The sequence below is a fragment of the Paenibacillus sp. CR_12 genome, from assembly GCF_041953985.1.
Classification (GTDB): Bacteria; Bacillota; Bacilli; order Paenibacillales; family Paenibacillaceae; genus Paenibacillus_AQ; species Paenibacillus_AQ lautus_A.
Genome location: NZ_JAVFHO010000001.1, coordinates 588,899 through 611,345, shown reverse-complemented (window position 1 = coordinate 611,345; position 22,447 = coordinate 588,899). Strand labels below are relative to the sequence as shown.

Genomic DNA, 22,447 nt, shown 5'->3' with positions numbered 1-22,447 from the left:
CGACGGCCTTTACCATAGGCTGGTCTCCCCCGCCTTGCGCGCAACCGCATTAACGATGATCAGGATGATAAAATTGATCACATTGTTGAACAGGCCGACTGCCGCCGAAAAGCTGTACTGAGTGTTAAGGAGTCCGCTCTTGTACATGTAAGTGGAGATTACCTCGGAGGTTTCCAGGTTCATCGCGTTTTGCATCAATAGGATTTTCTCGAAGCCGACACTCATGATGCCGCCGGCACTCAAGATAGACAGGATGACGATCGTCGGGACGATGCCGGGAATCGTAATATGCCAAATTCGGCGAAATTTGCTGGCCCCGTCCATATATGCCGCCTCGTACAGGTCCGGCGAGATGCCCGAGATGGCTGCGCTGTAGATGAGCGAAGACCAGCCAACTCCCTGCCATACGCCCGACCAGACATAGAGATGCCAGAATTTAGACGGCTCTGCCAAATAATCGACCGGTTCCTTCCCCAAGGAGACTAGGATGGAGTTAAAGACGCCATTCGTAGGCGAGATGAAAAAAAACAGGATACCGACTGCAACGACGACCGAAATAAAGTGAGGAGCATAAGAAATGCTTTGAGCGAATGAGCGGAATTTGCGATTCCGAATCTCGTTGAACAATAGCGCCAGCAGGATCGGTGCGGGAATGCCGACCAGCAGTCCGTATAAGCTGATCCCGATCGTATTTTTCAGAATCGTCCAAAAATAATAGGCGTCAAACAGCCGCTCGAAATGTTCGAACCCGACCCAAGGACTGTTCCAGATGCCAAGCCCGGGCATAAAATCCTTGAAAGCGATTTGTACGCCGTACATCGGCCAATAATGCCAGATCAAAAAGTAAAGCACAGCCGGGGAAATGATGATATACAGCCCGATATTTCGCTTTAGCTGCCTCTTAACATGCGTCCACCTGGTGGGTTTGGGAGCGGGCTGTGGGGATGCCGGGTTTAATCGGGCGTCCATGCTTAATCATGACCTCCTTTATCTAATCGAATAGCGTGTAGCAGAAGTCTGAGCTGTGCGAGATCATCAGCAATATCTGCTTGGTACAGTAATATGACACCTCCCTTCTATTTACTTGTACTAACATTTGTTATGTAATTCATAATTTGTTATAACACATTTTAGTGAGGTTTTATTTTCCAGTCAATATGACATCGAATAATTGCTACTTTAGTTGTATATACGCGGAATTGTTATGACAAATTTCGACGGTTGCAGCCTTATTAACATCTTCTTGTGTACCGTAGATTGTCGAACGATCCTCGCAAGGGAGGGCCGATATCATTCCAGAAAAAAGAAACAGCTGCGTGGTTTACGCGGCTGTTTCTATTAAATAAACGAGCGTTTAGAAACGCATAGTCGATATTCATTACCTTGCTCTAAGTCTGCTTATAGATATGCTGCCAGCTTTGCAAGCACATCCGCCTGTTCATCCGTCAATTTATTGCCGGATTGCGCCCTGACCTGATTGGTAAAAGCGTTCAGCTTGCCTTGCTTAGCGGAGTCGTTGCCTCGATCCTCCGCCTCTTTGGCGCCTTGCAGCTTCGTAGACAGCGATTGTGCGAATCCCTGATCGCTTCCTGCGAAACGCTCTACCAGCCCAATAATGCTGTCATAGGTCACGGCTACCTCAAAACGAAAGACGGATTCCGTTTTATTTCCGGCCAAATCGACTGCCGTTACGGATATTTCATGGGAGCCCGGTTCGAAGGAATAGGCAGGACGTTCGAGCAGCGGAAGAGAACAAGGATTGTCAGCTAACCCTGACAGACTGTCGACGGCACTGCACGAAACGTATACGGAGTCGGTTACCGTGTACGTACGCTCACCGGTGAATTCAACGACAGGAGCTGTCTTGTCGATCTGCACGTTCAGCGTTCCAGGAGCCTCAGATACGCCTGAGAAGTTGGTGGCGGAATAGGTAACCGTCGTGACGCCTTCCTCAGTGATTTGAAGCTGAGCCGTACTCCCTTTTACCGTGGTCTTCTCTATCGGCTGCGCGCCTTCCGCAGCATATGCAATAGAGTACGCACGATCGGAAGAGATGGACAAGGACACATCGGCATTCACCCAGCCGTTCTCGTTGGGAGAAGGCGATAAGCTAACCGTCGAGACGGGCGGAACGCTGTCTTTTACGGTTACAAAGAAATCGTCATAATAGGCCGTTGCCACATTGTATCTGGAAGTTACCGCAATCAGTTTCGCATAAGCTGCATTAGCCGGAGCCTTCCCTCTGAGCGTCACTTTCTGCCATTGGGCCAATCGCGATTCATCCAAATGGGTTTCCAGTGTGGAAATCGTGGCGTTATTGCTGTCAAAGAATCGGAACATAAAGCCCGGCTGGCCCGATTCAATATAGAGATTCACGCCTGCCGTATATTCCTCTCCCGGGACGACGGGAATCGCATCACTTTGGACGGCAACGGATGCCGTTCTCAGCGTGTCCGTAATCTTCAGACTGTGCATTCCCGTGAAACTGCGTTCCGTGCTGAGATCATAGCGATAACCGTTGCCTGGAGCGAATAATTGACTCCATCCCTTCATTTCCTCTTCGAAACCAGGATTGGTGACGGGAACAGCCGTATGCGGCGGTTCTTCCACGACTTCTCCGTCAACCTCCATCCGATACAGAATCGTATTGGTCTGCATGTCTGTGAAATAGAGATTCCCATCCACATGTAAATCGAATCTGGAGGTGTCGGCCAATGTCCGATGCTCCAGCGTTTCAGGGTCAATGACCGTCAATTTGTTGTTGAACAGCACGTAAAGCAGACCATCCTCCGACCAGCGGAGCGGGTGATGCGCCCATTGGCTGAAATTCAAGCTTGGATACACTTTTTTGCTCTTCACGACTTCATACGTATCGGGGTCGATCGCAAAAATATACTCATAGGATGCTCCCCAGATCAATCCGTCCGGACCGGCCGAAAGATCTCCGATGAATATCGGTTTATCCAGCCCCGGAACCCGGAGCGGAAACTCGGTGATTTTTTGCTGCGTCTCTTCATCCCAAACAAAAATCTTCGCTTCCGCTTCCGTCGGCTCGGAGCCCAGTCCGCCCCGAATCGTGGTGGAACCGAACACCTTGCCGTCATGAACCGTCGTGCTGAGCACGCTCTGATTCTGGACGACGTTGCGATGAACGTTGATTTCTCCAGTGGCGGTATCATAAACGGTCAACGAGCCGCCCAAAGTGCCGTAACCGGAAATCGTCGAAATGTAGAGCTTGCCTTTGGAACTGGAGATATCAACCAGCCTCTCCTGATCGTTGCCCAGAACGGCCAGTCTCTTCGGATTGTTCAATCCAGGCTCTGTCGATAAATCGAACTCGTACAGTCCGCCTTCCGGGTACACGCCCATATAGACTTTATTGCCTACGGCATGAACGCTATCCGCTTGGCCGATGCTGAACGGCGTCGCGGTGTTATTGGTCAGATCGACGAGCGAGGAACGGGCCTGCGAGCCGGTGGTGATCAATTGAGTGTCCGATACGCTTTTCAACCGGTTGACAACGCCGGGCAGACCCGGGATGACCGGCGGCATCAGGTGCACCTGCTTGGTTTCGATGTTCATGATCGTAACACCGCCGTCATAACGGACGGTCACCAGATTTTTGCCCGGGTATTCCGGATTATTGGGAAATTCCACCCAATCTACTCCCCGAAATCCGCTGTTGTACTCCATGCCGGTCAATTCGACCTCATGCGTGGCAAGATTAAACGTTTTCAACTTCTTGTCGGACATGTAATACAGTTTTCCGTCAAGCGAGTCCGTCGCGTGCAGCCCCGTTACGTTCTCCAGCACAACATCCAGCCAGCTTTCCGTCTGTGTATCGTAGATAAACGCCTCTCCAGGAATGCCGCTTCCGTCCGTATATCGGGCAAACAAATAACGGTTATCAATCGTGCTCAGGTCATACACGGTGTCTTCCTTAACCGGCAGGGAAGCCGCGATATTTGTTTTCTCACCGGTCGCTAAATTCACGCGCACGATCTGCTTATGCGCGGTGCCGGCATATATATTGCCGCCCTGGTAAGCAATGGAGCGCACATATTCCTGGTCGAGCACGCCGATGACGCGGCCGTAATCTTTGGTTTGCTTCGTAGCCGGGTCGTATTGATACACTTTGCCGCCGGGATAGGTTCCGACATACACGCGCCCATGTTCATCCGTGGTAATGCTGTTCGGCACCGACTGACCGTCGAATTGGGCTACCTGCTCTGGCACGTGAGTAACGGGAGAGTAGCTCCACAGCCTGGCTCCGCCGCCGTCGGCCGCAAGGAACAAGGTCCCGTCCGGTGCCGTGGTATGTGCCCAGGAGCTTTCGGAGGGGCCGATCGGAATGCTGCGAAGCAGTTTATAATCCTCCAGATCGATCACGTTAAGATGCCCCGGCTTTCCTTTACTGGTCGCATAAAGAACGTTGCGGCCTTCTTCCTTCCCTGCCGTACCGTTGAATACAGCAACCGTATAGTTGTTTGGAACGAGAATTTCCTCCGGTGTTCCGTATGTTTTCTGAGCAAGCCTGCTCTCCCCAGAAGCAGCGGCGAGACCGCCACCCGAACAAACCAATAACAGACACAATGCCAGCATAAAGACCTGGTACTTGCCGCTTTTTGCAAATCTCATAAATGACCTCCTTAGATTTCGGTGTTGACTATCCCGAAAGACCGCTCCAATAGCTATGAACGAATCCGGCAGGCATTCAGCCTCTGTTTTTTAGTAATCCGAACCTCCTTTGGTCATGATTAGACGCAACCCGCTCTGGTGGAATATGGAAGACTAGCGGAACCGTCTGGCCGTATATTAGGCAAATACCGGGATGGTGTCAATCCATAACGATCATGCCATATTCCTCTTGTCCCTTTATTCGACAATGTGGATATTTCAAAAGAAGCAGAAGCATCACAGCAGAAAAGTTGTTATTTCTAGCAGTTAACCAAGCTCGATTCTGTCACAAAGTTAAGATTAAACGACTAAAAAGCCGCATCGTAAGCGGCCCCGCATAGGCAGCAAGGTACCGTCATACGGATGGTATCTTGCTCAATTTTATCAAGCTCTTTATGAAATTCTACAATTGGGATCATAGCGAAATGGCTGAGGAACCGATGATATCTCAAATGCGGGAATAGAAAAATAAAAGACTGCCCTTCAGCAGTCCTTCCTGTTCTTTCGTATGTTACTCTGATATGGCTGCACCGTCTTCATTCAGGCATCGAATGTAAACCCGGCATTTCATGGATGCCTACATGCCTGGCGGTACTGCCTCGGCGAAACCCCGAACTGCTTGCGAAACTGATCGGCAAAATGATTGTAACTGTTAAACCCTACGTCATGAGCAGCTTCATTCGCCGTACGTCCCGAATGGCTCATCAATAAAGCGGCATGTCGAACCCTCATCTGGTTCAGATGCTCCAAAATCGTGGATCCCGTTTGCTGTTTGAACAAGTGCGCCAGCCTGGATCCCGAAATTCCGATCTCTCGGGATAAGGCATCAATTTTGACGTTTTCTTTTAACGAACGGGATAACAACCCAAGCGTTTGCTCGACTCTGGGATCTAGCCTCTTGTTCGTCCGCTGTGCAAGCAGAAGCAAAATCTCTCGCAGGGCGTTCTCGCACAGAGCTTCCCACAGTTCTAACCGGTCCAGCGAATCTTGCAGCACCTTACGAAAGGCCAGCTCGACACGGCCTCGGACACGTTCATCGGGCAAGGTTTCGACCAGAAACTCCTCGTTCGGCAGCATCCCGTTTTCCGGAAGCCCGGGATAATGGATCCAAAGAAAGTTCCAATGCGTCCCCTGCACGGTCCCGTATTCATGGGCGATGTTGGCGCGCAGCAGGCCGAGCTGCCCGGATCCGCAGCGTTTCTCCCCGGCAGGCGTGCGGAAATAGCCCTCACCCTGCAGCGTGTAAACAATCAGCCAGTCCTGCATTCCGTTAAGACGGCGCAGGCGATAAGAATCGTCTTGCTCGAAATGATCGCCGAATATGGTTCCGGTGCTTTCTAAGGATATGGCATGCCTATCAGCCGGCGTTCTCAAGCGACCTCTCCTCCTCTGTACCCCGAATAGCAGGATTCCGGTAATATTAAGCAGAAATCATACTTCCTCTCAAGTTAAGCAGACCTTATTCTATTGTCAACAGGAAAACCATTAATTTGCGGGAGGAATTGCAATGAGAGAGAAGTTTCACGTATTGACGGAAGAACAGCTGCACCAATTCGAAACGGAGGGATATTTGATTGTAAAAGGTCTCTTCCGCGAGGAGGAGCTGTCGGAGATCGAAGCAACGTTTGAGGAGATCAGCCACAAGACCGTACCCGGCCACTTTGAGCCTGTGCTGGACGATGAAACCGTTGAACCGCTCAAACGTTATCCCCGCGTTATGCATCCGCACCGCTTTCATGCAACCGCGAAGAAATACATGCTGCATAAACCGGTCATGCAGGTATTGGCCGATTTGTACGGGGAACCGGCGCTCGCCGCCCAAAGCATGTTCTATTTCAAACCTCCAGGCTCCCGCGGCCAAGCGCTGCATCAGGACAACTTCTACCTGCAGGTGGAGCCAGGCAATTGCATTGCCGCATGGACCGCAATCGACGCGGCCGATGAAGAGAACGGCGGTTTGCTCGTCGTTCCGAAAACAAGTGATTATGACCTGGTATGCCCGGAGGAAGCCGATTCGAACGAGTCGTTTACCACTCATTTCGTGAAGCCGCCCAAGGATAGAAAGGTCCTCCCCGCGATCATGGACAAAGGGGACGTCCTGTTCTTTAACGGCAACCTGATCCACGGCTCCTACCGCAACAAATCCAACCGGTTCCGCCGCGCTTTCATCTGCCATTACGCCAACGCGTCGGCAACCAAAATCGGTGCATTTTATAGGCCTTTGTTCCGGGAAGACGGCACGGAGATCAACCTTGACGTCAATCCGAATGGCGGTCCGTGCGGCATCGAATTCGATACGGCTTATCCCCATTGATATAAAGGCGGCCAGCGTACATCTTAGAGATGCTGGCCGCACTGGTTTCCTCGAATAGAAGACCTCTTCTCATAGCAATGACCTATTTACTGTAGTACAGTCCAAGTACACCGTTGCTATAGGTTTTACTGCTGGTAAGGTTCATAGTGAATCGTTTATTTGCAAGCGCAAACAACCGTTCCCCCTGTGAAACGATTACCGGATGTATAAATAACCACAGATCATCAAATAAATCATGTTGGATAAATAATTGCCACGTTCTTACTCCACTCTCTACAGAGATATTCCCTTCTCTATTTTTGAGCATTTCGATTTGATGAGCCATGGAATTTTCACCGTTTACTAGAATTTGCTGAGAGTTTTTCCAAGTTAGATCCATTTTCGTGCTGGAAATCACAAATTTGGGGATGGCGTTTATGCGCATGGCTATAGCTCGTTCAAGGTCGTCGTTAGATGAATTCTCTGCATTTTGCCAATGCTGTGCTAATGATGAATACGAATTGCTTCCTATAATAATCGTGTTTATAGTATTATAGTACTCTAAATAATCTTCAAAGATTTCCTCATTTAATGTCATCCATTGATCTTCATCTGATACAATGCCGTCCATCGTAGTCTGCATAGTCAGAATGATTCTACCCATCATTAAGTCCTCCTCGATTCACATATTGAGCATGCACACTGATTTTATCGTACTCAACTATCCATGATTTCTTCTTAATTGCTGATTTCCACATCATTAAAAACAAATAAAACAATAACGCGATAGTCGCGGTTTCTAGTGTGTATATGTTTTTGTCTCTGGCTGTCACGGTATCTGCTTCAACCGTCATTTCAAGCAATGGATCGGCGTTGCTCCCTTTATCGGTTATCACCGGAGCTTTTCCGGTGTTTTCGCGCGTTCTGATATCGTGTTAATAACGTGTTGACAACGTGTATATATTATGTGTACAATAGATTCACTACGTTAAGGAGGTTTTGCCCATGGATACCAATCTGCACATCCGTCTATCCAAAGACCTCAAGGAGAGCTTTCAAGAGATTGCGAAGGAGAATAACACAGACCCTTCAACTCTTGTTCGCGACTGGATCGGCAATTATGTAGCTGAGCATCGAGGAACAGATGAAGATACAGCTGCCGAGTTATACTTGGCAGGTTACCAATTACAGCAAGCGCTTGGAGGAAGAGAACATGTCAGCAAGGAATTCGCCAAACAATTGCAGGAGTATTCCTTGACGAACCAGAAGGAGTTCACTCAATTGATCTTGACTACCTATATGGATCTGGATCTTACGATTCCTTCGTGTTTATCCAAGACTTATAAAGGTTACGCTTATTCTCAAATGTTTTTGTTGGGTTTAATCGGTGATAAGCCTAAGGATTTAGCATAAAGCGTTCTTTTATGAAGTCTGAGTGGCTTCATATATTAGTGCGCAAGAGAAAATCTACCCTTTCCTGCCGGTTCAACATAAAAAACCGTCTACAAGTAGACGGATCGCGCAAGCCAAACTATTTCCATTACAATCAGGTTTACAATGGATTATCAAACAAACCACTTTGTCCTCCAACCGTTCAAGCGGATTTCGAGGACTTTTTATTTTTTTTGAACAGCCATTTCCGGAGTCCATGCATGACAAACAATAGCAGTGGGAATATAAACCCGATGGTGATCGTATATGGAATCCAGGTCTTTGAGTCCCATTCCAACTTGAATGGAACATTGGGATATATGAAGACGGAAACTGCCGCAAGTATCCAGCCTAACGGCACGACCAGCGGCTGATAATTTTTGATTTTAAATATCTGACTGACGCCGATCGCAATGGCGTAAAAGTACAAAGAGATTCGGAAAAATAAAGTGATAAACCACATCACCGCCATGACTGCTTCAATACGCTGAAGAAAATTACCGATATTGATTTTTTTGGCCAACATATAACTGGGGTACATATTTCGTGCCGTAATGTCCGGGCCCAAGACCAAAATCGCTAATCCAATAATCGTAAAAAGCACCCCCGCACCGATTAGGCTACCGATATATACGGCTTTGTATGCCTCCGCCGGGCGGTTAACGGCCCCCGGGTAGATGATCATCAACACGACGTGCGGCAAAAACGCAGTACTAACGAAAGAGATTGCGGCAGGGAAGATAGGCTTGGCACCCGATTCGAAAATGGGAAGTGCATTCTCCCATTTAATCTCCGACAATAATAAAATGCTCATGGACAGAAACAGAAGAAGAAACCATGGAAACAGTATCTCCGCTGATCTGGCCAGCACTTCGAGCCCCAAACGCACTCCCAGGACAACAAGGGCCCCGAAGAGGAAAATGATCGCCTGAATCGGGGTTTCGGGCAGCATTTGTATGGTCATGAAGTCGCTAATTTCGTGTAACACCCAAGCGGGACCACTTAGGAGCAATGTAGTTAATAACAGAAAGTTTACCGTTTTGCCGATCCATTTCCCTAAAAGTTTCTCGGATAATTGCATCAAATTCGTTTCCGGATACTTTTTGGACAATTGCAACTGCAGCGCCAAGATCATGAATCCTAGACCGATCCCGACCAAAGCGGCAATCCATGCATCTTGCTTAGCAATGTTAGCCGTACCCGAAGGAACGATAAGGATAGCGCTCCCGATCGTATACATGGCAGTTAAAATGCTGACCTGGCGCAATGATATTTTGACAACGGGCATCTTTCCTGCTCCTTTTCTTATTGGATCAAACCGATAGCAGAGAGCCAATCACTGAACGGCTTGAATACGATCGTTAACATAACCATAGGAGTTGGAATATCGTTCATGACCGTTTGGACCACGCTTATTCCAATGCCTATAATCATAAATGCCGTGAACCCCCAAATTTCCCTTTGTTCTTTTTCCCGGAGCATCCTCGGCAGCTCAAGCCAGGTTAGGATGGTGGCTGAAATTGCAATCATCGCGATATTCAGCATCAATTCGCCTCATTCCTTTAGATCATTTAGAAAAGAATCATTGGTTGTTCCGGTTCGCCGGATTTTGTAATCCACATGAATATGGGTCTCGAGGTTTGGAAAATACCGGTCGTTCCACTCTTCCTCCATTGCCTTCCACGCTTTCGGATGCGAACGGCGAAAAGCCTCCCCGAAGCCGAATATGTCCACTTTAAACTCATCCTGCACTTTATTGATAACGGACTCCAAGCTTTGGGTTATGTTTTCTTCCATTTCGACTTCGAGATCCCTCACGGTTGCTGGCTGCGTCAGATCCAATCCGCTGCACTCCACAGCACCAATATTTCCCTCCAAACGAATCATGATATCCATTTCTGGACGGGATTCGACGAATCTTCCTTTTATCTTGGAATCGGTTCTCAGCGTCTCCACGACAACCTTTCCATCGTTCCGGCAGGGAATAAACGCTACGGAGCTTTTCACGTGCCCCCTTATGAGTCGATACCCCCTGCTATCCTTCTCGTTTAACCATCCGATCAGCTTGTCAAATTTGAAAACGGCAAGCCCCGAATATTTCAATTGGCTCGGTGTATCGATATTTTCTACGTTTTTCCTCGTTTTTCCAAAATCCCGATTCCCTGTTATCACCAGTCCTGTAAGCACGGGGTGTTTTCCGCTGCTGGTAATATCACTTATCAATTGATCCAGTGTCACAGCCATACTGGGTGACCAAACCTTCTCCGAGATTTGCAGGGAATCGTAAAGTTTATTGGCAGGAATCGTTTCCATGGACGTCATGATTTTCAAGGTTTCCTCCACTGTTGCTCCTTTGGTAACAACCAGGTAGAAATCGGGTCTGAATTCGTGATCCCTCGATAACAAGTCAAGTACTTTGGCTATCCCTTCCCTTGCCATCGCCTCATCCATCAGAAACATCCGTAAATGGGAAAAATATAATTTTCGCGGGCTGATCTGAGTAATCCTTCGCGCCGCTTCAAATATGGTGTCGCCTTCAGCCGTGAACAGCGTAGCAGGCGCTTGGGGACTTCCGCTCCTTTTGGCTGTGATCTGCCCGGGAATAGCGACTTGGACCGATAAACGGTAGCGGCCGTCTACCCAGTCAACCCCTGCGGCCACCGCTACGGCCAGCTCGTTCAATTCCCTCCGGTTCCAGCAACCGCTCAGAAGAAGCGTGATGACGATATGTAGGATAAGCAAGGCCAATATCCGTTTCATTCAATTCACTCGCTTTCCCGCTTGTATGAAAATTAGCTATTCCCGCGATTTCTGGGGAGGTTTGCTGTTGCTGCGCTTTACGTTATACTGATTTATCAAACGGGGGCGAGTCGACATCATCCAATGTGGCAGCCGTAAGAGCGTGTCTTTTTGCCCATCCGGAATTAGCGGCGCTAAAGGCGACATATACGGAACTCCAAACGAGCGGAGGCTGCACAAATGCAGAATTAGGGCGATGATCCCGACTAATATGCCGAACAGGCCAAAAGATCCGGCAAGCGCCATCAACGGAAATCGGAGCATCCGAAAAGCAATGGACATGTTGAATGATGGAACGACAAAGCTGGAAATGGCCGTTATCGCAACCACGATGACCATGGCCGGTGAGATGATCCCCGCTTCGACGGCGGCTTGACCTATGACCAACGTTCCTACGATGGAAATCGCCGACCCGATATTTTTGGGCAGCCGCACGCCAGCCTCCCGCAGAATCTCGAAAGTGACCTCCATGAGGACGGCCTCAACGAAGGCGGGAAACGGGATCTGCTCACGTTGTCCAGCCAGCCCGAACAGGAGCCGGGTCGGCAGCATTTCGTGATGAAAGGTGGTTATGGCTACATAGAGGGAAGGCCCAAGCAGCGAAATGAATATGCTCAGGTAGCGAAGCACCCGCAGGAATGAACTGATATCCGCGCGCTGATAGTAATCTTCCGCAGCATGCAAGAAGGAAACAAATAGGGCCGGAACGATCAGCACAAATGGAGTGCCATCCACGATAATAGCGACTTTGCCTTCAAGCAGCTCGGCTGCGATCACATCGGGACGTTCGGTATTATATACGGTGGGAAAAGGAGTTAAGGTCTTATCCTGGACCAGTTCCTCGATATATCCGCTCTCCAAAATGCTGTCTACATCGATTCGTCCAAGCCGGGTGCGGACTTCTCCGACGATTTTCTCATTAGCAATGCCTTTGATGTACATCATCGCGACATCGGTTTGCGTTACTCGGCCGATCTGCTTCGTTTCCATCCAAAGATTCGGATCCTTGATCTTTCGGCGAATCAAGGCCGTATTCGTACGCAGTGCCTCCGAAAAGGACTCGCGCGGGCCGCGGACGACATTTTCCGCCGACGTTTCCATGACCCCGCGGTCCTTCCATCCCCGTGTGCCTGCTGCGATACCTCGATCCAATCCATCTACCAGAAAAATGGTGTCTCCCGACAATAAGGAATGGAACAACTTTTTATAATCGGTTATAGACTGAATCTCGTTATTGACGAGGGAAATTTGTTCTAATATCTTTTGCCCGTCGAATACCTCAAAATGATCCGAATCATCCCTAACCCGGGATTTTGCAATATCAGCTACGACCATCATGATGGATTCCAAAATGATCTTCTGGTCGGACAAACCATCGGTATAGAGGATAGCGATATAATGTATCTCCTTCTCATCCAGCGGAATTTCCCTGATCACGATATCGGTACTGTTTCCGAGGGCTGCTCTGATATGGTTTAGATTGCTTTTTATATCCGGGCTTAAAGCATCGGGATCTTTAGTCGATGTGTTAGCCGGTCGGGTATCTTTGGTGTTGTTTTTGATGTGATGGCCGCTTCTTCTTCGATACCGCATAGGAACATCCTTCCTCTCACAGATGCTATTCCCACATTATTACCGAAGAAAACAAGCTGTAAACTTTCAAACGAATATTGCTGTGTACCCGTACAGGCCAAGAGAATTTTCGATAACCTCCACTCCCGCAGGAAAACGCAGCTAACCGAAAAATCGATTAATTTTGTTATTTAGGCAAAAAAAAGATGACATCCAGAAAGTCGATGGACTGGGATATCATCCTTTTCTTCGTCGCGCTATTTCATCATACGCTTCAGCTCTTTATACAACTTGTGATCAATATATTGAATCAGTTTAGTCAATCCATAGAAAATGATGACTATCATGGCGGTGACAACAGTCATTAGAACACTTGCACGAACGGATAAAGTTCTTCTGAAGAGCCCGATCATCATGAATATGAGATACGTCAAGATGACAAGGCATGTGCTGATCTTGATAAGACGTTTAATAACCATCTCTCACCCTTCATTTAGCGATGGAATCCAACCCGAATCGTTCTAAACATCACAACAGGTTCGACAATCACCCGACAGACTCCTAGATTATACCAGAAAACGTTGTGGCATACTTGGCTAAAAAAAAGAAGATAAACCTGTTGAATCCCGGATTATCTTCACAGCACAGACTTCGAATAGCTATGCGGAATAATTTTTGTTCTCAATAACAATAACAGACTCCGTTCCGGACCTCGCGGCAGCGGTTTGTTTTGTATGTAGAACTAGTTCACGGATATTGGCGCAGCATTGCTTCGAACCCGCGACCAATAAAGGATCGCCGACAAAACCTAATTTTAATCCTCTGGACAAAAATCCCCCGATCGTCATGATCAATGGAACGGTAGGTGAAGTGTTGGAAAACACAATAGGCTCCGCGTTCTGATATTTGTCTTGAAGGATCAGACTCAAATTTTCTAGAGCTTGAATGACAACCTTGGATGAGCCCCTTCCAAGGGTGTACACCGGATTCCCGTTTTCATCCAACCCGTGAAATATGAGTTTGCCCATGTCGGACCTATTTAGTTTATTGAAATAGTCCACCGCCAGAATTTCTTCGGTTGTGAGCTGCCGATTCGTAGGTAGTTTATTTAGATGATACGCGGCGGCCAGTGAGGTTGTGTGGGTTCCACCGTAATCATTATAAATAAATATCATTTCATGTACCCTGCCTTCATTATGTAATGAGCTTATTATTCCCGTTAATCTATATCTCATTCCTCCAAAATTACATATCCAGTTTGCTAGATTCAGCATGTTTCGAAAATAATAAAAAAAGCCCTGATCATTCAGGGCTCCTTCATTATTGATCATAATATGAAAGTATCTTAGTCCAGATAAACGGCCTTGCCGATTTTTGCGGATTCGTATAGAGCTTCCAAGATTCGAGATACAACATAAGCTTGTTCCGGGGTTACCACAGGATCTTTATCCTGGTCGATAGCCTCGATCCATCTTCTCATCTCAACATCCGGAGCTTGCTCCTTCTTGCCGTCGTAGAATGCAACCCCGCCGGAGTTCAATTCGATTTCGTTTGTATACAGGCGGCTGAATTTCTCGCCGTTGATGCGAAGACCGTTCTTCATATCGGCTCCGCCTTCCGAACCGCTCAGCGAGCATTTGGCTTCATCGACTTCAAGCGTATTGAGCGCCCAGCTGGATTCCAGCATAATGGTTGCGCCGTTCTCCATCACAATCATGCCGAAGGCGGAATCTTCCACCGTGAATTTTTCGGGATCCCAAGGTCCCCAGGCATTGGCCGCATTCTCCTTGCGGGACAGTTCATGGTATGTGGTGCCGAGTACAATCTTCGGCTTGTAATTATCCATCATCCAGAGCGTCAGATCAAGCGCGTGCGTGCCGATGTCGATAAGCGGCCCGCCGCCTTGTTTTTCCTCATCCAAAAAGACGCCCCAAGTCGGCACGGCTCTTCTTCGTACGGCATGCGCTTTGGCAAAATAAATATTTCCGAGTTCGCCGGCTTCGCATACTTGTTTCAGGTAAAGACTGTCTTCACGGAATCGGTTATTGTATCCGATCGTCAATTTCTTGCCTGTGCGCTTCGCGGTTTCCATCATAAGCTTGGCATCGGCGGCCGTTTTGGCCATCGGCTTCTCACACATCACATGTTTTCCCGCTTCAAGCGAAGCAATGGAAATCTCGGCATGAGAATCATTAGGGGTCAAGACATGGATAATATCGATGCTTTGATCCTGCAGCAGCTCTTTATAATCGCTGTACACTTTAGCTTCCTCAATACCGTACTTGCTAGCCGCTGCTTCTGCCCGATCGATTACGATATCGCAGAATGCCACGAGCTCCACGTTGTTTAATCTGCTTAAGCTCGGAAGATGCTTCCCGTTTGCGATTCCGCCGCAGCCGATAATTCCAATACGATAAACTTTAGACATGGATCATCACCATCACTTTTCGTCATATTTTAAAATTTCATAATTTCTGCTTATTCGAAACGCCTTATAAAACAAGCAGATCGTTGTATGTAATTCTGTCACAACACCTCTACGAATCTCTGAAAGGCACATCACGCTCAACAAAGAGCGGCCGCCAGTCGGCATGTGGATAACCTTCCTCCATCCGAAGGGTTGGTGTACGAACCACGTTTAGGGAAGTGGTCCTATGACTGCTCTATCCCTATGGCGTCTTAGAAAAAAAGTAACAATGAGGGAAATCACTCCTTCCGGCAGCCCGTCATTTATTTTCCGAACATCCACATATAAGGTATCACATCTTGCACATTTTTTTAGTCCAACTATGCGACAAAACATATATAAAATTACGACATCCTCATGACAACAACGTCATCTCGCAAATGCTCTCTTCCCATTCATTGTCGGTAGTTTACATAATATATTTTATGGAAAAATTGAATTTTACCATGTAGCATGAGGGTGCCTGTGTATAGTTTCAACCATATGGGTATCAACTTGCAAACCTAAATTCCGAAGCGCCATAAGCACAGCGCCGGCAGCGGCCGATAATTGGGGGCTCCGATATTCGTATTGTTTGTTTATGCCCGATTGCAAACTGTTCATCAGCTTTGATTTCATATAAGCGCAGTTTACAACACTCCCGATCCCCGTTACCGGTACATGATCCGAGTGAAAGAATGAACCTAGAATCTCTACGCCTACCATGATTTGTCTTATGGCTTCATCGCATACGCCCCGAGCTAATCGGCTTCCGGCTTCAGCCGCTGTCGTGACAAGAGGAGCCATCTCCCCGAACTTCTTGTCCCGCTCTTGGCGATCTTTTATAAAGCCCGTCGACGCCAACATTCGAAGCTGATCCATATTTTCAACTCCCCAATAGGATTCAATTTGGCGGACCAACGATTTATCGGATGAATGGATATTCCCGGCCAACATTTGATACACGGTATCATAAGATAGAAATCTCGCAGCGCTGGCGGCATAATGATGGAAATCCACATTTTTGATAGGAATCTCTTGTTCTGTTATTCCCAAAATCATAGATCCCGTCCCCGACACAACAACGATTCCTGGATTCGCCATGAATGCACCTGCGTGCGCGACAATAGAATCGTTTACGTACCATTTCGGGCAATCGAACCCTTCGATCGCGGTCAAACGAGTTACCCACTCCATATCTTGATTCGACTCGTAACCCGCAATTCCCGCATATAGACCCTTGACTTGATCCAAGTCGCAGCCCGCCGTGGTAAGTGCCGATCGTATGGTTTGCTGAACATTCTCATGCGCATTCCTGTCTTTATGGATCGAGGAGGCTCCGCCAACGGCATAGGAGAGAATATTTCCATTCAAATCGCTGACCATGACGCGCGTTTGCGATCCGCCTCCATCGATTCCAATCACGACCTCATGCTTCACATCCAGGACCTCCCGCGTTTATAATTGCTAACGGCTTACAAAGCCGGAGCTGAACCCCCGTCAATATTGATGGAAGTTCCTGTAACATAGGAAGCAGCATCGGAAGCCAAAAATACGATGACTTTTGCCGCTTCCTCCGTATCGCCGATACGCCCGAGCGGGATGTTATGTCGCGGATCCCGGGCGTACTGGTCCCAGGTGAGTTCAGGTGATTCACGTTTCCAACGCGCCTCAAGCTGTGCACTCCGTATCGTTCCGATACATACGGTGTTTACCCGGACATGGTCTTTCGCCAAATCGTGACTCATCGCTTTGGTCATGGCTTGTCCCGCCGCGCGGCTGACGCTGCTTGGCATGGATGAAGCCGGCGGCGTTTTGGCCCAGGATGTCGTCACATTAATAATCGCGCCGCCGCCGGAATTCCGCAGATGAGGGACGGCCGCACGCGAAAAACGAATCGCGCCGAACAGCTTGAGATCCAGATCGGATGCCCATGATTCGTCGTCGATCTGCTCAAACGGCTTCGCTGCGGCTGTTCCGGCATTGTTCACCAGGATATCGAGCCGTCCGTAGCGGCTGACGGTTTCGTTTACGGCTCGCATGCAATCCTCAGGTTTCGTAACATCCGCTGCGATGGTTAACGCTTCGAATTTCGATAGATGCCTGATATGATCCGCGGCAGCCCTTAACTGCTCCTCATCTCGTGCACATATGGCAACTTTAGCCCCTTCCAACGCAAACGTAACGGCGGTTTCAAGGCCAATCCCCCTGCTCCCCCCGGTAATCAACGCAACCTTTCCATGGAGTCCCAAATCCATGATCCATCAGCTCCTTTAACTGGATTGCTTGAATCTTTGCCTCTAAGTACAGCTTCAACATCAACCAGGAGTTTTCCTCTTTATTTCATCTATTACGCTGCTGATCTGCATGGCCATTGCGAATGAGCGACATGGGAAGCCAATAAAAAAAGCCGCGATACACTCGCGGCTAACTTCACTTCTATTTGTCTCCAAAATCATGATTGGATTCCCTTCTTGCAAAATCCACAAACTGAAATTTATCCAATCGATGTCTGGATTCCGTGTACTGGAAAAGCGTGGTATCTTCCAAGTGGACGTAACCTCGGACGACGACGACATGGGTATCGCTTCCAAGATCCATATAGGACTGGTCCATCGTCGTAGCTCGTTCCACGGAGATGATTTTTTTCGAGTAACTGATCTTTAGATGGAGCTCCTGCTCCAAGTATTGATAGATGGAATCGCCCGTAATTTCTCTCGTTAAACCCGTCACGATGTCGGCAAGCAAATAATCCACATCGAGGATGATGCGCTCCCCTTCAATTTCCCTGGATCGGATCACCTTCCACACGAGCATGTCCGGGCGGGTGTGCAGCTCCTTGGCGATGGCTTCCCCGGCCGGAACGCACTCCGTTTCATGCACAATCGTACGGCTTTTCCGGCCAATCCGCTCCGCCATTTCCTTATAACTGACAAGCCCCGTAACCGGGAAATTCATTCTTCCGGTATCCAGCACAAACGAACCTTTGCCTTTCACCTTATGAATATAGCCGTTTTGGGCGAGTAAATTCAATCCCTTGCGGACCGTTTCCCTTGTAATTTGATAGGTTGCCGCCAGCTCGTTCTCCGAGGGCAGCTTGCTGCCGGGCTGCAAAGCGCCGGTTTCGATTTGGTCGGCATAGTCTTTATACAGCATCCAATAAATGTTGTTCGTCATCCTTTATCACCATCAGCTATTGTACCATTTTCGGAGCAGCGATTACATGTTGCAAAGGAACCCGTCAGTGTCCATTACCGAGAGTCACTTGAAGCACTCGCGTTTCGCCAGGAAGCGCCTCGCCTTCAAACTCCGTAACGTTCTGAATGTGATCTTGGCCATCCGGAATAATGACCGGCGTAATGACCGGCAATCCGGCTTGCTGAATACGATCGATATCGAATTCAAGCAGCAGCTGCCCTTTCCTTATCTCCGCACCTGTTTCCACATGTGCCGTGAATCCTTCGCCTTTTAACGAAACGGTGTTGATTCCGACGTGAATCAGGATCTGGATTCCGTTCGTATCCGTCAAAATCATCGCATGTTTGCTCTTCTTGATGAGATGGGCGACTTGTCCGTTAAACGGAGCATACACTTTGCCTTCGGACGGGATGATGGCAATCCCCTGGCCCATTTGTTTATCGGCGAAAGCAGGGTCCGGTACCTCTGACAGGGGAACCACTTTCCCTTTGATCGGTGCCTGGACCTCTACAGCGCCTTGTTGCTCCGCTTCCACGGTTGAAGGGTTTGCCGTTTCCGTCGATGCGAACGACCCGGATTGAAGACTGCCGTTCGATTCCGTATTCACAGCTTGCGCTCTTCCATCTATGCCGGCAGCATTCCCATCCGCTGCAGCTGCATATCGAGACTGTTTGGACAACTGGTAACGCCCGAACAGCAATGTCCCCGTGAACGGAACGACCAGAACAATCGCCATGCCAATGAAGAAGACGCCCCACTGGTTAGGGAAGATGGACAGGAATCCCGGAATCCCGCCAACGCCGATCGATGAAGCCAGAACGTTGTTCACGGCCAGCAGCACGCCCGCAATCCCGGAACCGATCATACCGAAGATAAACGGATATTTATGACGAACGTTGACCCCGAAGATGGCGGGTTCCGTCACCCCCAGGAAGGCGGAGATGGAAGATGTGACGGCAAGTCCTTTCGCCTTCTGTTCCTTCATGATAAACATCATGGCCAGCGCTGCGGCACCTTGAGCAATATTAGACAGCGCCAGCATCGGCCACAAGAACGTTCCGCCTTCGCTGCCGATGAGCTGAATGTCCACCGCAAGGAAGGTATGATGCATCCCCGTAATTACAAGGAGTGCATACAGTCCGCCATAGATCAGGCCGCCCAGAGCGGCAAAGGAATCAAAAATGCTGACCAGGCCTGAAGTAAGGGCGTTGCCGATGGCAAACGTGATCGGCCCCACCAGAACGAACGCGAGGAACCCGGTCACCAACAGGGCAACGGGTGCCACGACAAGCAGCTTGATGGAATCGTGGACGCGTCTGTTCAGGAACTTCTCGATTTTGGCCAAAATATATGCCGAGACAAGGACCGGCAGCACCTGGCCTTGATAACCGATTTTCTCCACTTCAAAGCCGAACAGGTTCCAAACCGGAACCGTGCCTTCAAGTTTGGCATCGGCATACTGGTAGGCGCTGAGCAGATCCGGGTTTACCAGGATCAGGCCCAGCACGATTCCAAGCAGCGGATTGCCTCCGAACTGACGTACCGCCGACCAGCCGATCAGGACAGGCAGGAAGGTAAAGGCGGTGCTTGCAATCAGATTGATGATCGAGGCTACGTCCGCCCATTCGGGATGGACTTGAATCAACGATTGTCCTTCATAGAATATGCCCGGTCCCGTAAGCAGATTGTTAATCCCTAACAATAAACCTGCCATGACGATCGCCGGCAGAATCGGTATGAATATATCCGCAAGCGTTTTAATTGCACGCTGAAGCGGATTTTGCTTCTTGCTCGCAATGTTCTTCACTTCATCCTTCGATACTCTCGCACCGCCGGTGATAACCATCATTTCGTTGTAAACCTGGTCTACTAGACCCGGTCCGATCACGACCTGAAATTGTCCCTGGGAAGAGAACTGCCCCTTCACCAGGTCGTTCTCGTCAAGTGCCCGGGAATCCACCTTGCTGTCGTCCACGAGGGCGAATCTTAATCGGGTCACGCAATGCGTAGCGGCTTCGATATTGTCTTTTCCGCCGACTGCTTCGACAATGCGTTCCACGTTTTTGCGATCAATAGCCATAGCTCTACGCTCCTGACATTATGAATTTAGTTGTTGTGAATAAGCCACATATAGGAAGCATACGGTCGTAGGGCAACTGTTGGCATGAGCTTGGGTTCTTCCGTTGTGTTGCCGATTAACAGTTGAACCGATCGACTTTCGGTTAGATGATCATGCATCTCCTCGGGAAGCTCGAACGATACGCCCCGGTCGCTGAAATTCGAAATGACAACAAGCGTCTGCTCCTTGTTCGTTCTTGCGTACGCATATATTTCGGGATGCCCTTCATCCAAGCGAACATATTCACCGTCCGTCATCACCGGAAGGTTCTTACGCATTTCAATCAGTTTCCGGTAATGATGATAGATCGATTGCGGATTATCCACTTCGGATTGCGCATTGATCAGCGGATACCGCTCATCGAGCTTGATCCAAGGCGTCCCCGTCGTAAATCCCGCTTGATCGCCGTCATGCCAAGGCATGGGTAATCTGGAGTTGTCGCGCGAGCGCACCCTGACGATATGCGCAGCCTCCTCCGGCGTCTTCCCTTTCTCTTGGAGAATGGTGTACATGTTTAGCGATTCAACATCCCTAAACTCGGATATGTCATTCCATTTCGGATCGGGCATGCCGATCTCTTCACCCTGATACACATATGGCGTGCCCTGCAATCCGTGAAGCGTCGTAGCCAGCATTTTTGCGCTTTCCGAGCGGTAGTCGCCATCATTGGTGAATCGGGTCAGCGCCCGCGGCTGATCATGGTTATTCCAGAAGAGGGCATTCCAGCCTCCGCCCTTCTGCATGCCGATCTGCCAATCGGAAAGCACCCGCTTCAATTCTTCGAAATCGTAAGGCTTGAGCTCCCACTTATGCCCGTTGGGGTAGTCCACCTTCAAGTGGTGGAAGTTGAACGTCATGGAGAATTCGTTCTCCTTCGGGTTCGAGTAACGAATGCAATGCTCCAAGGTTGTGGAGGACATTTCTCCTACCGTGACGAGATTGTAAGGCTTGAATACTTTTTCGTTCAATTCCTTAATGTATTCATGCACGCGGGGGCCGTCCGTATAAAACCTGCGCCCGTCGCCCGGCGCCACGGAACCGTCATCATCGGGATAAGCGGGATCCTTCGATATGAGATTGATGACATCCATCCGGAATCCGCTGACGCCTTTGTCCGCCCAGAACGTGAGAATGTCCACGACCTCCGCCCGGACCTTCTCGTTCTCCCAATTCAGATCGGCCTGCGTCTTGTCAAACAATGTCAAGTAATATTGCCCTGTCCCCTCGTCATACTGCCACGCCGGGCCTCCAAACTTGGATTGCCAGTTATTCGGCGGGCCGCCGTCTTCCGCGGGATCCCGCCAGATGTAATAGTCGCGATACGGGTTATCGCGCGAGGAAATGGCTTCTTTAAACCATCGATGCTCGGTCGAAGAATGATTCACGACGATGTCGATCATCAAATGCATGTCTCTCTTTTTTAATTCGGCGACAAGTTCATCGAAATCGTCCATCGTCCCGTAAGCGGGATCGATGCTGCAATAATCCGCGACGTCGTAACCGTTATCATTTTGCGGAGAAACATACACCGGCTGGAGCCAAACTATATCGATGCCAAGTCCCTTTATATAATCAAGCTTTTCCATGAGCCCGCGTATATCGCCGGTTCCCCGGCCGGTTGTATCGTTGAAGCTCTTCGGGTATACCTGATAAACCGTCGAAGTTCTCCACCAATCTTGAGATTGGGTTCCTGGGTTCTGCATGTAACTGGGTCCTCCTCGTCATCTTGTATATACAGGTTGCATATAGGAAAATCATATACATGTATATACAGGTTGTCAACCGTTTAACAATTAATACCCACTTCCAGGACGTTTCTACTACAAAAATAATAATTTAATTGGAATTTTCTTCTGAGTTCACGTAAAAAAGACTCCTTGAAGGAGTCTTTTTTTAACATAGTATAATGTAT

The 22,447-nt window shown here is 48.9% G+C and carries 18 protein-coding genes; 2 read left to right on the top strand and 16 right to left on the bottom strand.

The window, feature by feature from the left end; genetic code table 11:
• Positions 1–9 precede the first annotated feature (9 nt).
• From RB297_RS02765 to RB297_RS02755, 3 genes are all read right to left on the bottom strand, one after another.
• Entirely contained in the window at positions 10–969 is a 960-nt protein-coding gene (locus RB297_RS02765) for an ABC transporter permease (RefSeq protein ID WP_192572121.1), read from the bottom strand.
• Positions 970–1,398: 429 nt separating this feature from the next.
• Complete coding sequence (locus RB297_RS02760) at positions 1,399–4,638, bottom strand: hypothetical protein (protein ID WP_375119661.1); 3,240 nt, start codon at positions 4,636–4,638, stop codon at positions 1,399–1,401.
• A gap of 606 nt (positions 4,639–5,244) precedes the next feature.
• Positions 5,245–6,051 (bottom strand): helix-turn-helix domain-containing protein, encoded by an 807-nt coding sequence (locus RB297_RS02755; RefSeq protein ID WP_375119660.1) that lies wholly within the window; start codon positions 6,049–6,051, stop codon positions 5,245–5,247.
• A gap of 133 nt (positions 6,052–6,184) precedes the next feature.
• Here RB297_RS02755 and RB297_RS02750 point away from each other — a divergent pair, with 133 nt between their 5' ends.
• Complete coding sequence (locus RB297_RS02750) at positions 6,185–6,991, top strand: phytanoyl-CoA dioxygenase family protein (RefSeq protein ID WP_375119659.1); 807 nt, start codon at positions 6,185–6,187, stop codon at positions 6,989–6,991.
• An 82-nt stretch (positions 6,992–7,073) separates the two neighbouring features.
• Here the strand turns inward: RB297_RS02750 and RB297_RS02745 are convergent, their stop codons facing one another.
• A complete protein-coding gene (locus RB297_RS02745; RefSeq protein ID WP_375119658.1) occupies positions 7,074–7,637 on the bottom strand; it encodes a dihydrofolate reductase family protein in 564 nt (187 codons plus the stop codon).
• Positions 7,627–7,866 carry a hypothetical protein gene (locus RB297_RS02740; RefSeq protein ID WP_375119657.1) on the bottom strand — a complete coding sequence of 80 codons (240 nt, stop codon included), beginning with the start codon at positions 7,864–7,866 and terminating at the stop codon, positions 7,627–7,629. The genes RB297_RS02745 and RB297_RS02740 overlap by 11 nt, the downstream gene beginning before the upstream one ends.
• A gap of 109 nt (positions 7,867–7,975) precedes the next feature.
• Between RB297_RS02740 and RB297_RS02735 the strand changes: the two genes are divergently transcribed.
• Positions 7,976–8,383: a hypothetical protein gene (locus RB297_RS02735; protein WP_096775588.1), complete on the top strand. Its 408-nt coding sequence runs from the start codon at positions 7,976–7,978 to the stop codon at positions 8,381–8,383.
• 181 nt (positions 8,384–8,564) lie between these two features.
• Here the strand turns inward: RB297_RS02735 and RB297_RS02730 are convergent, their stop codons facing one another.
• The 11 genes from RB297_RS02730 to treC all read right to left on the bottom strand — a co-directional run bounded on the left by RB297_RS02730 (position 8,565) and on the right by treC (position 22,238).
• Positions 8,565–9,689 carry a GerAB/ArcD/ProY family transporter gene (locus RB297_RS02730; RefSeq protein ID WP_213578297.1) on the bottom strand — a complete coding sequence of 375 codons (1,125 nt, stop codon included), beginning with the start codon at positions 9,687–9,689 and terminating at the stop codon, positions 8,565–8,567.
• 17 nt (positions 9,690–9,706) lie between these two features.
• Entirely contained in the window at positions 9,707–9,946 is a 240-nt protein-coding gene (locus RB297_RS02725) for a hypothetical protein (RefSeq protein ID WP_375119656.1), read from the bottom strand.
• 9 nt (positions 9,947–9,955) lie between these two features.
• Positions 9,956–11,161: a Ger(x)C family spore germination protein gene (locus tag RB297_RS02720; protein ID WP_375119655.1), complete on the bottom strand. Its 1,206-nt coding sequence runs from the start codon at positions 11,159–11,161 to the stop codon at positions 9,956–9,958.
• Between the two features lie 36 nt (positions 11,162–11,197).
• Positions 11,198–12,793 carry a spore germination protein gene (locus RB297_RS02715; RefSeq protein WP_375119654.1) on the bottom strand — a complete coding sequence of 532 codons (1,596 nt, stop codon included), beginning with the start codon at positions 12,791–12,793 and terminating at the stop codon, positions 11,198–11,200.
• A 638-nt stretch (positions 12,794–13,431) separates the two neighbouring features.
• On the bottom strand, positions 13,432–13,947 hold the full coding sequence (locus RB297_RS02710; protein ID WP_375119786.1) for a DUF3189 family protein: 516 nt from the start codon (positions 13,945–13,947) through the stop codon (positions 13,432–13,434).
• A 170-nt stretch (positions 13,948–14,117) separates the two neighbouring features.
• Positions 14,118–15,200 (bottom strand): Gfo/Idh/MocA family protein, encoded by a 1,083-nt coding sequence (locus RB297_RS02705; RefSeq protein ID WP_096775583.1) that lies wholly within the window; start codon positions 15,198–15,200, stop codon positions 14,118–14,120.
• A gap of 480 nt (positions 15,201–15,680) precedes the next feature.
• A complete protein-coding gene (locus RB297_RS02700; protein WP_375119653.1) occupies positions 15,681–16,658 on the bottom strand; it encodes an N-acetylglucosamine kinase in 978 nt (325 codons plus the stop codon).
• A 35-nt stretch (positions 16,659–16,693) separates the two neighbouring features.
• The gene (locus tag RB297_RS02695; RefSeq protein WP_096775582.1) at positions 16,694–17,476 is read right to left on the bottom strand and encodes an SDR family NAD(P)-dependent oxidoreductase; all 783 of its coding nucleotides are present in this window, start codon (positions 17,474–17,476) and stop codon (positions 16,694–16,696) included.
• Between the two features lie 181 nt (positions 17,477–17,657).
• Complete coding sequence (gene treR, locus RB297_RS02690; RefSeq protein WP_192572130.1) at positions 17,658–18,395, bottom strand: trehalose operon repressor; 738 nt, start codon at positions 18,393–18,395, stop codon at positions 17,658–17,660.
• A gap of 64 nt (positions 18,396–18,459) precedes the next feature.
• Entirely contained in the window at positions 18,460–20,496 is a 2,037-nt protein-coding gene (treP, locus tag RB297_RS02685; protein WP_375119652.1) for a PTS system trehalose-specific EIIBC component, read from the bottom strand.
• A 26-nt stretch (positions 20,497–20,522) separates the two neighbouring features.
• Positions 20,523–22,238 (bottom strand): alpha,alpha-phosphotrehalase, encoded by a 1,716-nt coding sequence (gene treC / locus RB297_RS02680; RefSeq protein ID WP_375119651.1) that lies wholly within the window; start codon positions 22,236–22,238, stop codon positions 20,523–20,525.
• Positions 22,239–22,447: the final 209 nt, after the last annotated feature.

Bases quoted from the DNA above. Each gene is read 5' to 3' on its own strand.
- RB297_RS02735 (WP_096775588.1), top strand. From the start codon at position 7,976: ATGGATACCAATCTGCACATCCGTCTATCCAAAGACCTCAAGGAGAGC.
- RB297_RS02720 (WP_375119655.1), bottom strand. From the start codon at position 11,161: ATGAAACGGATATTGGCCTTGCTTATCCTACATATCGTCATCACGCTT.
- treR (WP_192572130.1), bottom strand. From the start codon at position 18,395: ATGACGAACAACATTTATTGGATGCTGTATAAAGACTATGCCGACCAA.
- RB297_RS02695 (WP_096775582.1), bottom strand. From the start codon at position 17,476: ATGGATTTGGGACTCCATGGAAAGGTTGCGTTGATTACCGGGGGGAGC.
- treP (WP_375119652.1), bottom strand. From the start codon at position 20,496: ATGGCTATTGATCGCAAAAACGTGGAACGCATTGTCGAAGCAGTCGGC.
- treC (WP_375119651.1), bottom strand. From the start codon at position 22,238: ATGCAGAACCCAGGAACCCAATCTCAAGATTGGTGGAGAACTTCGACG.
- RB297_RS02760 (WP_375119661.1), bottom strand. From the start codon at position 4,638: ATGAGATTTGCAAAAAGCGGCAAGTACCAGGTCTTTATGCTGGCATTG.
- RB297_RS02750 (WP_375119659.1), top strand. From the start codon at position 6,185: ATGAGAGAGAAGTTTCACGTATTGACGGAAGAACAGCTGCACCAATTC.
- RB297_RS02725 (WP_375119656.1), bottom strand. From the start codon at position 9,946: ATGCTGAATATCGCGATGATTGCAATTTCAGCCACCATCCTAACCTGG.
- RB297_RS02710 (WP_375119786.1), bottom strand. From the start codon at position 13,947: ATGATATTTATTTATAATGATTACGGTGGAACCCACACAACCTCACTG.
- RB297_RS02765 (WP_192572121.1), bottom strand. From the start codon at position 969: ATGGACGCCCGATTAAACCCGGCATCCCCACAGCCCGCTCCCAAACCC.
- RB297_RS02730 (WP_213578297.1), bottom strand. From the start codon at position 9,689: ATGCCCGTTGTCAAAATATCATTGCGCCAGGTCAGCATTTTAACTGCC.
- RB297_RS02745 (WP_375119658.1), bottom strand. From the start codon at position 7,637: ATGATGGGTAGAATCATTCTGACTATGCAGACTACGATGGACGGCATT.
- RB297_RS02705 (WP_096775583.1), bottom strand. From the start codon at position 15,200: ATGTCTAAAGTTTATCGTATTGGAATTATCGGCTGCGGCGGAATCGCA.
- RB297_RS02715 (WP_375119654.1), bottom strand. From the start codon at position 12,793: ATGCGGTATCGAAGAAGAAGCGGCCATCACATCAAAAACAACACCAAA.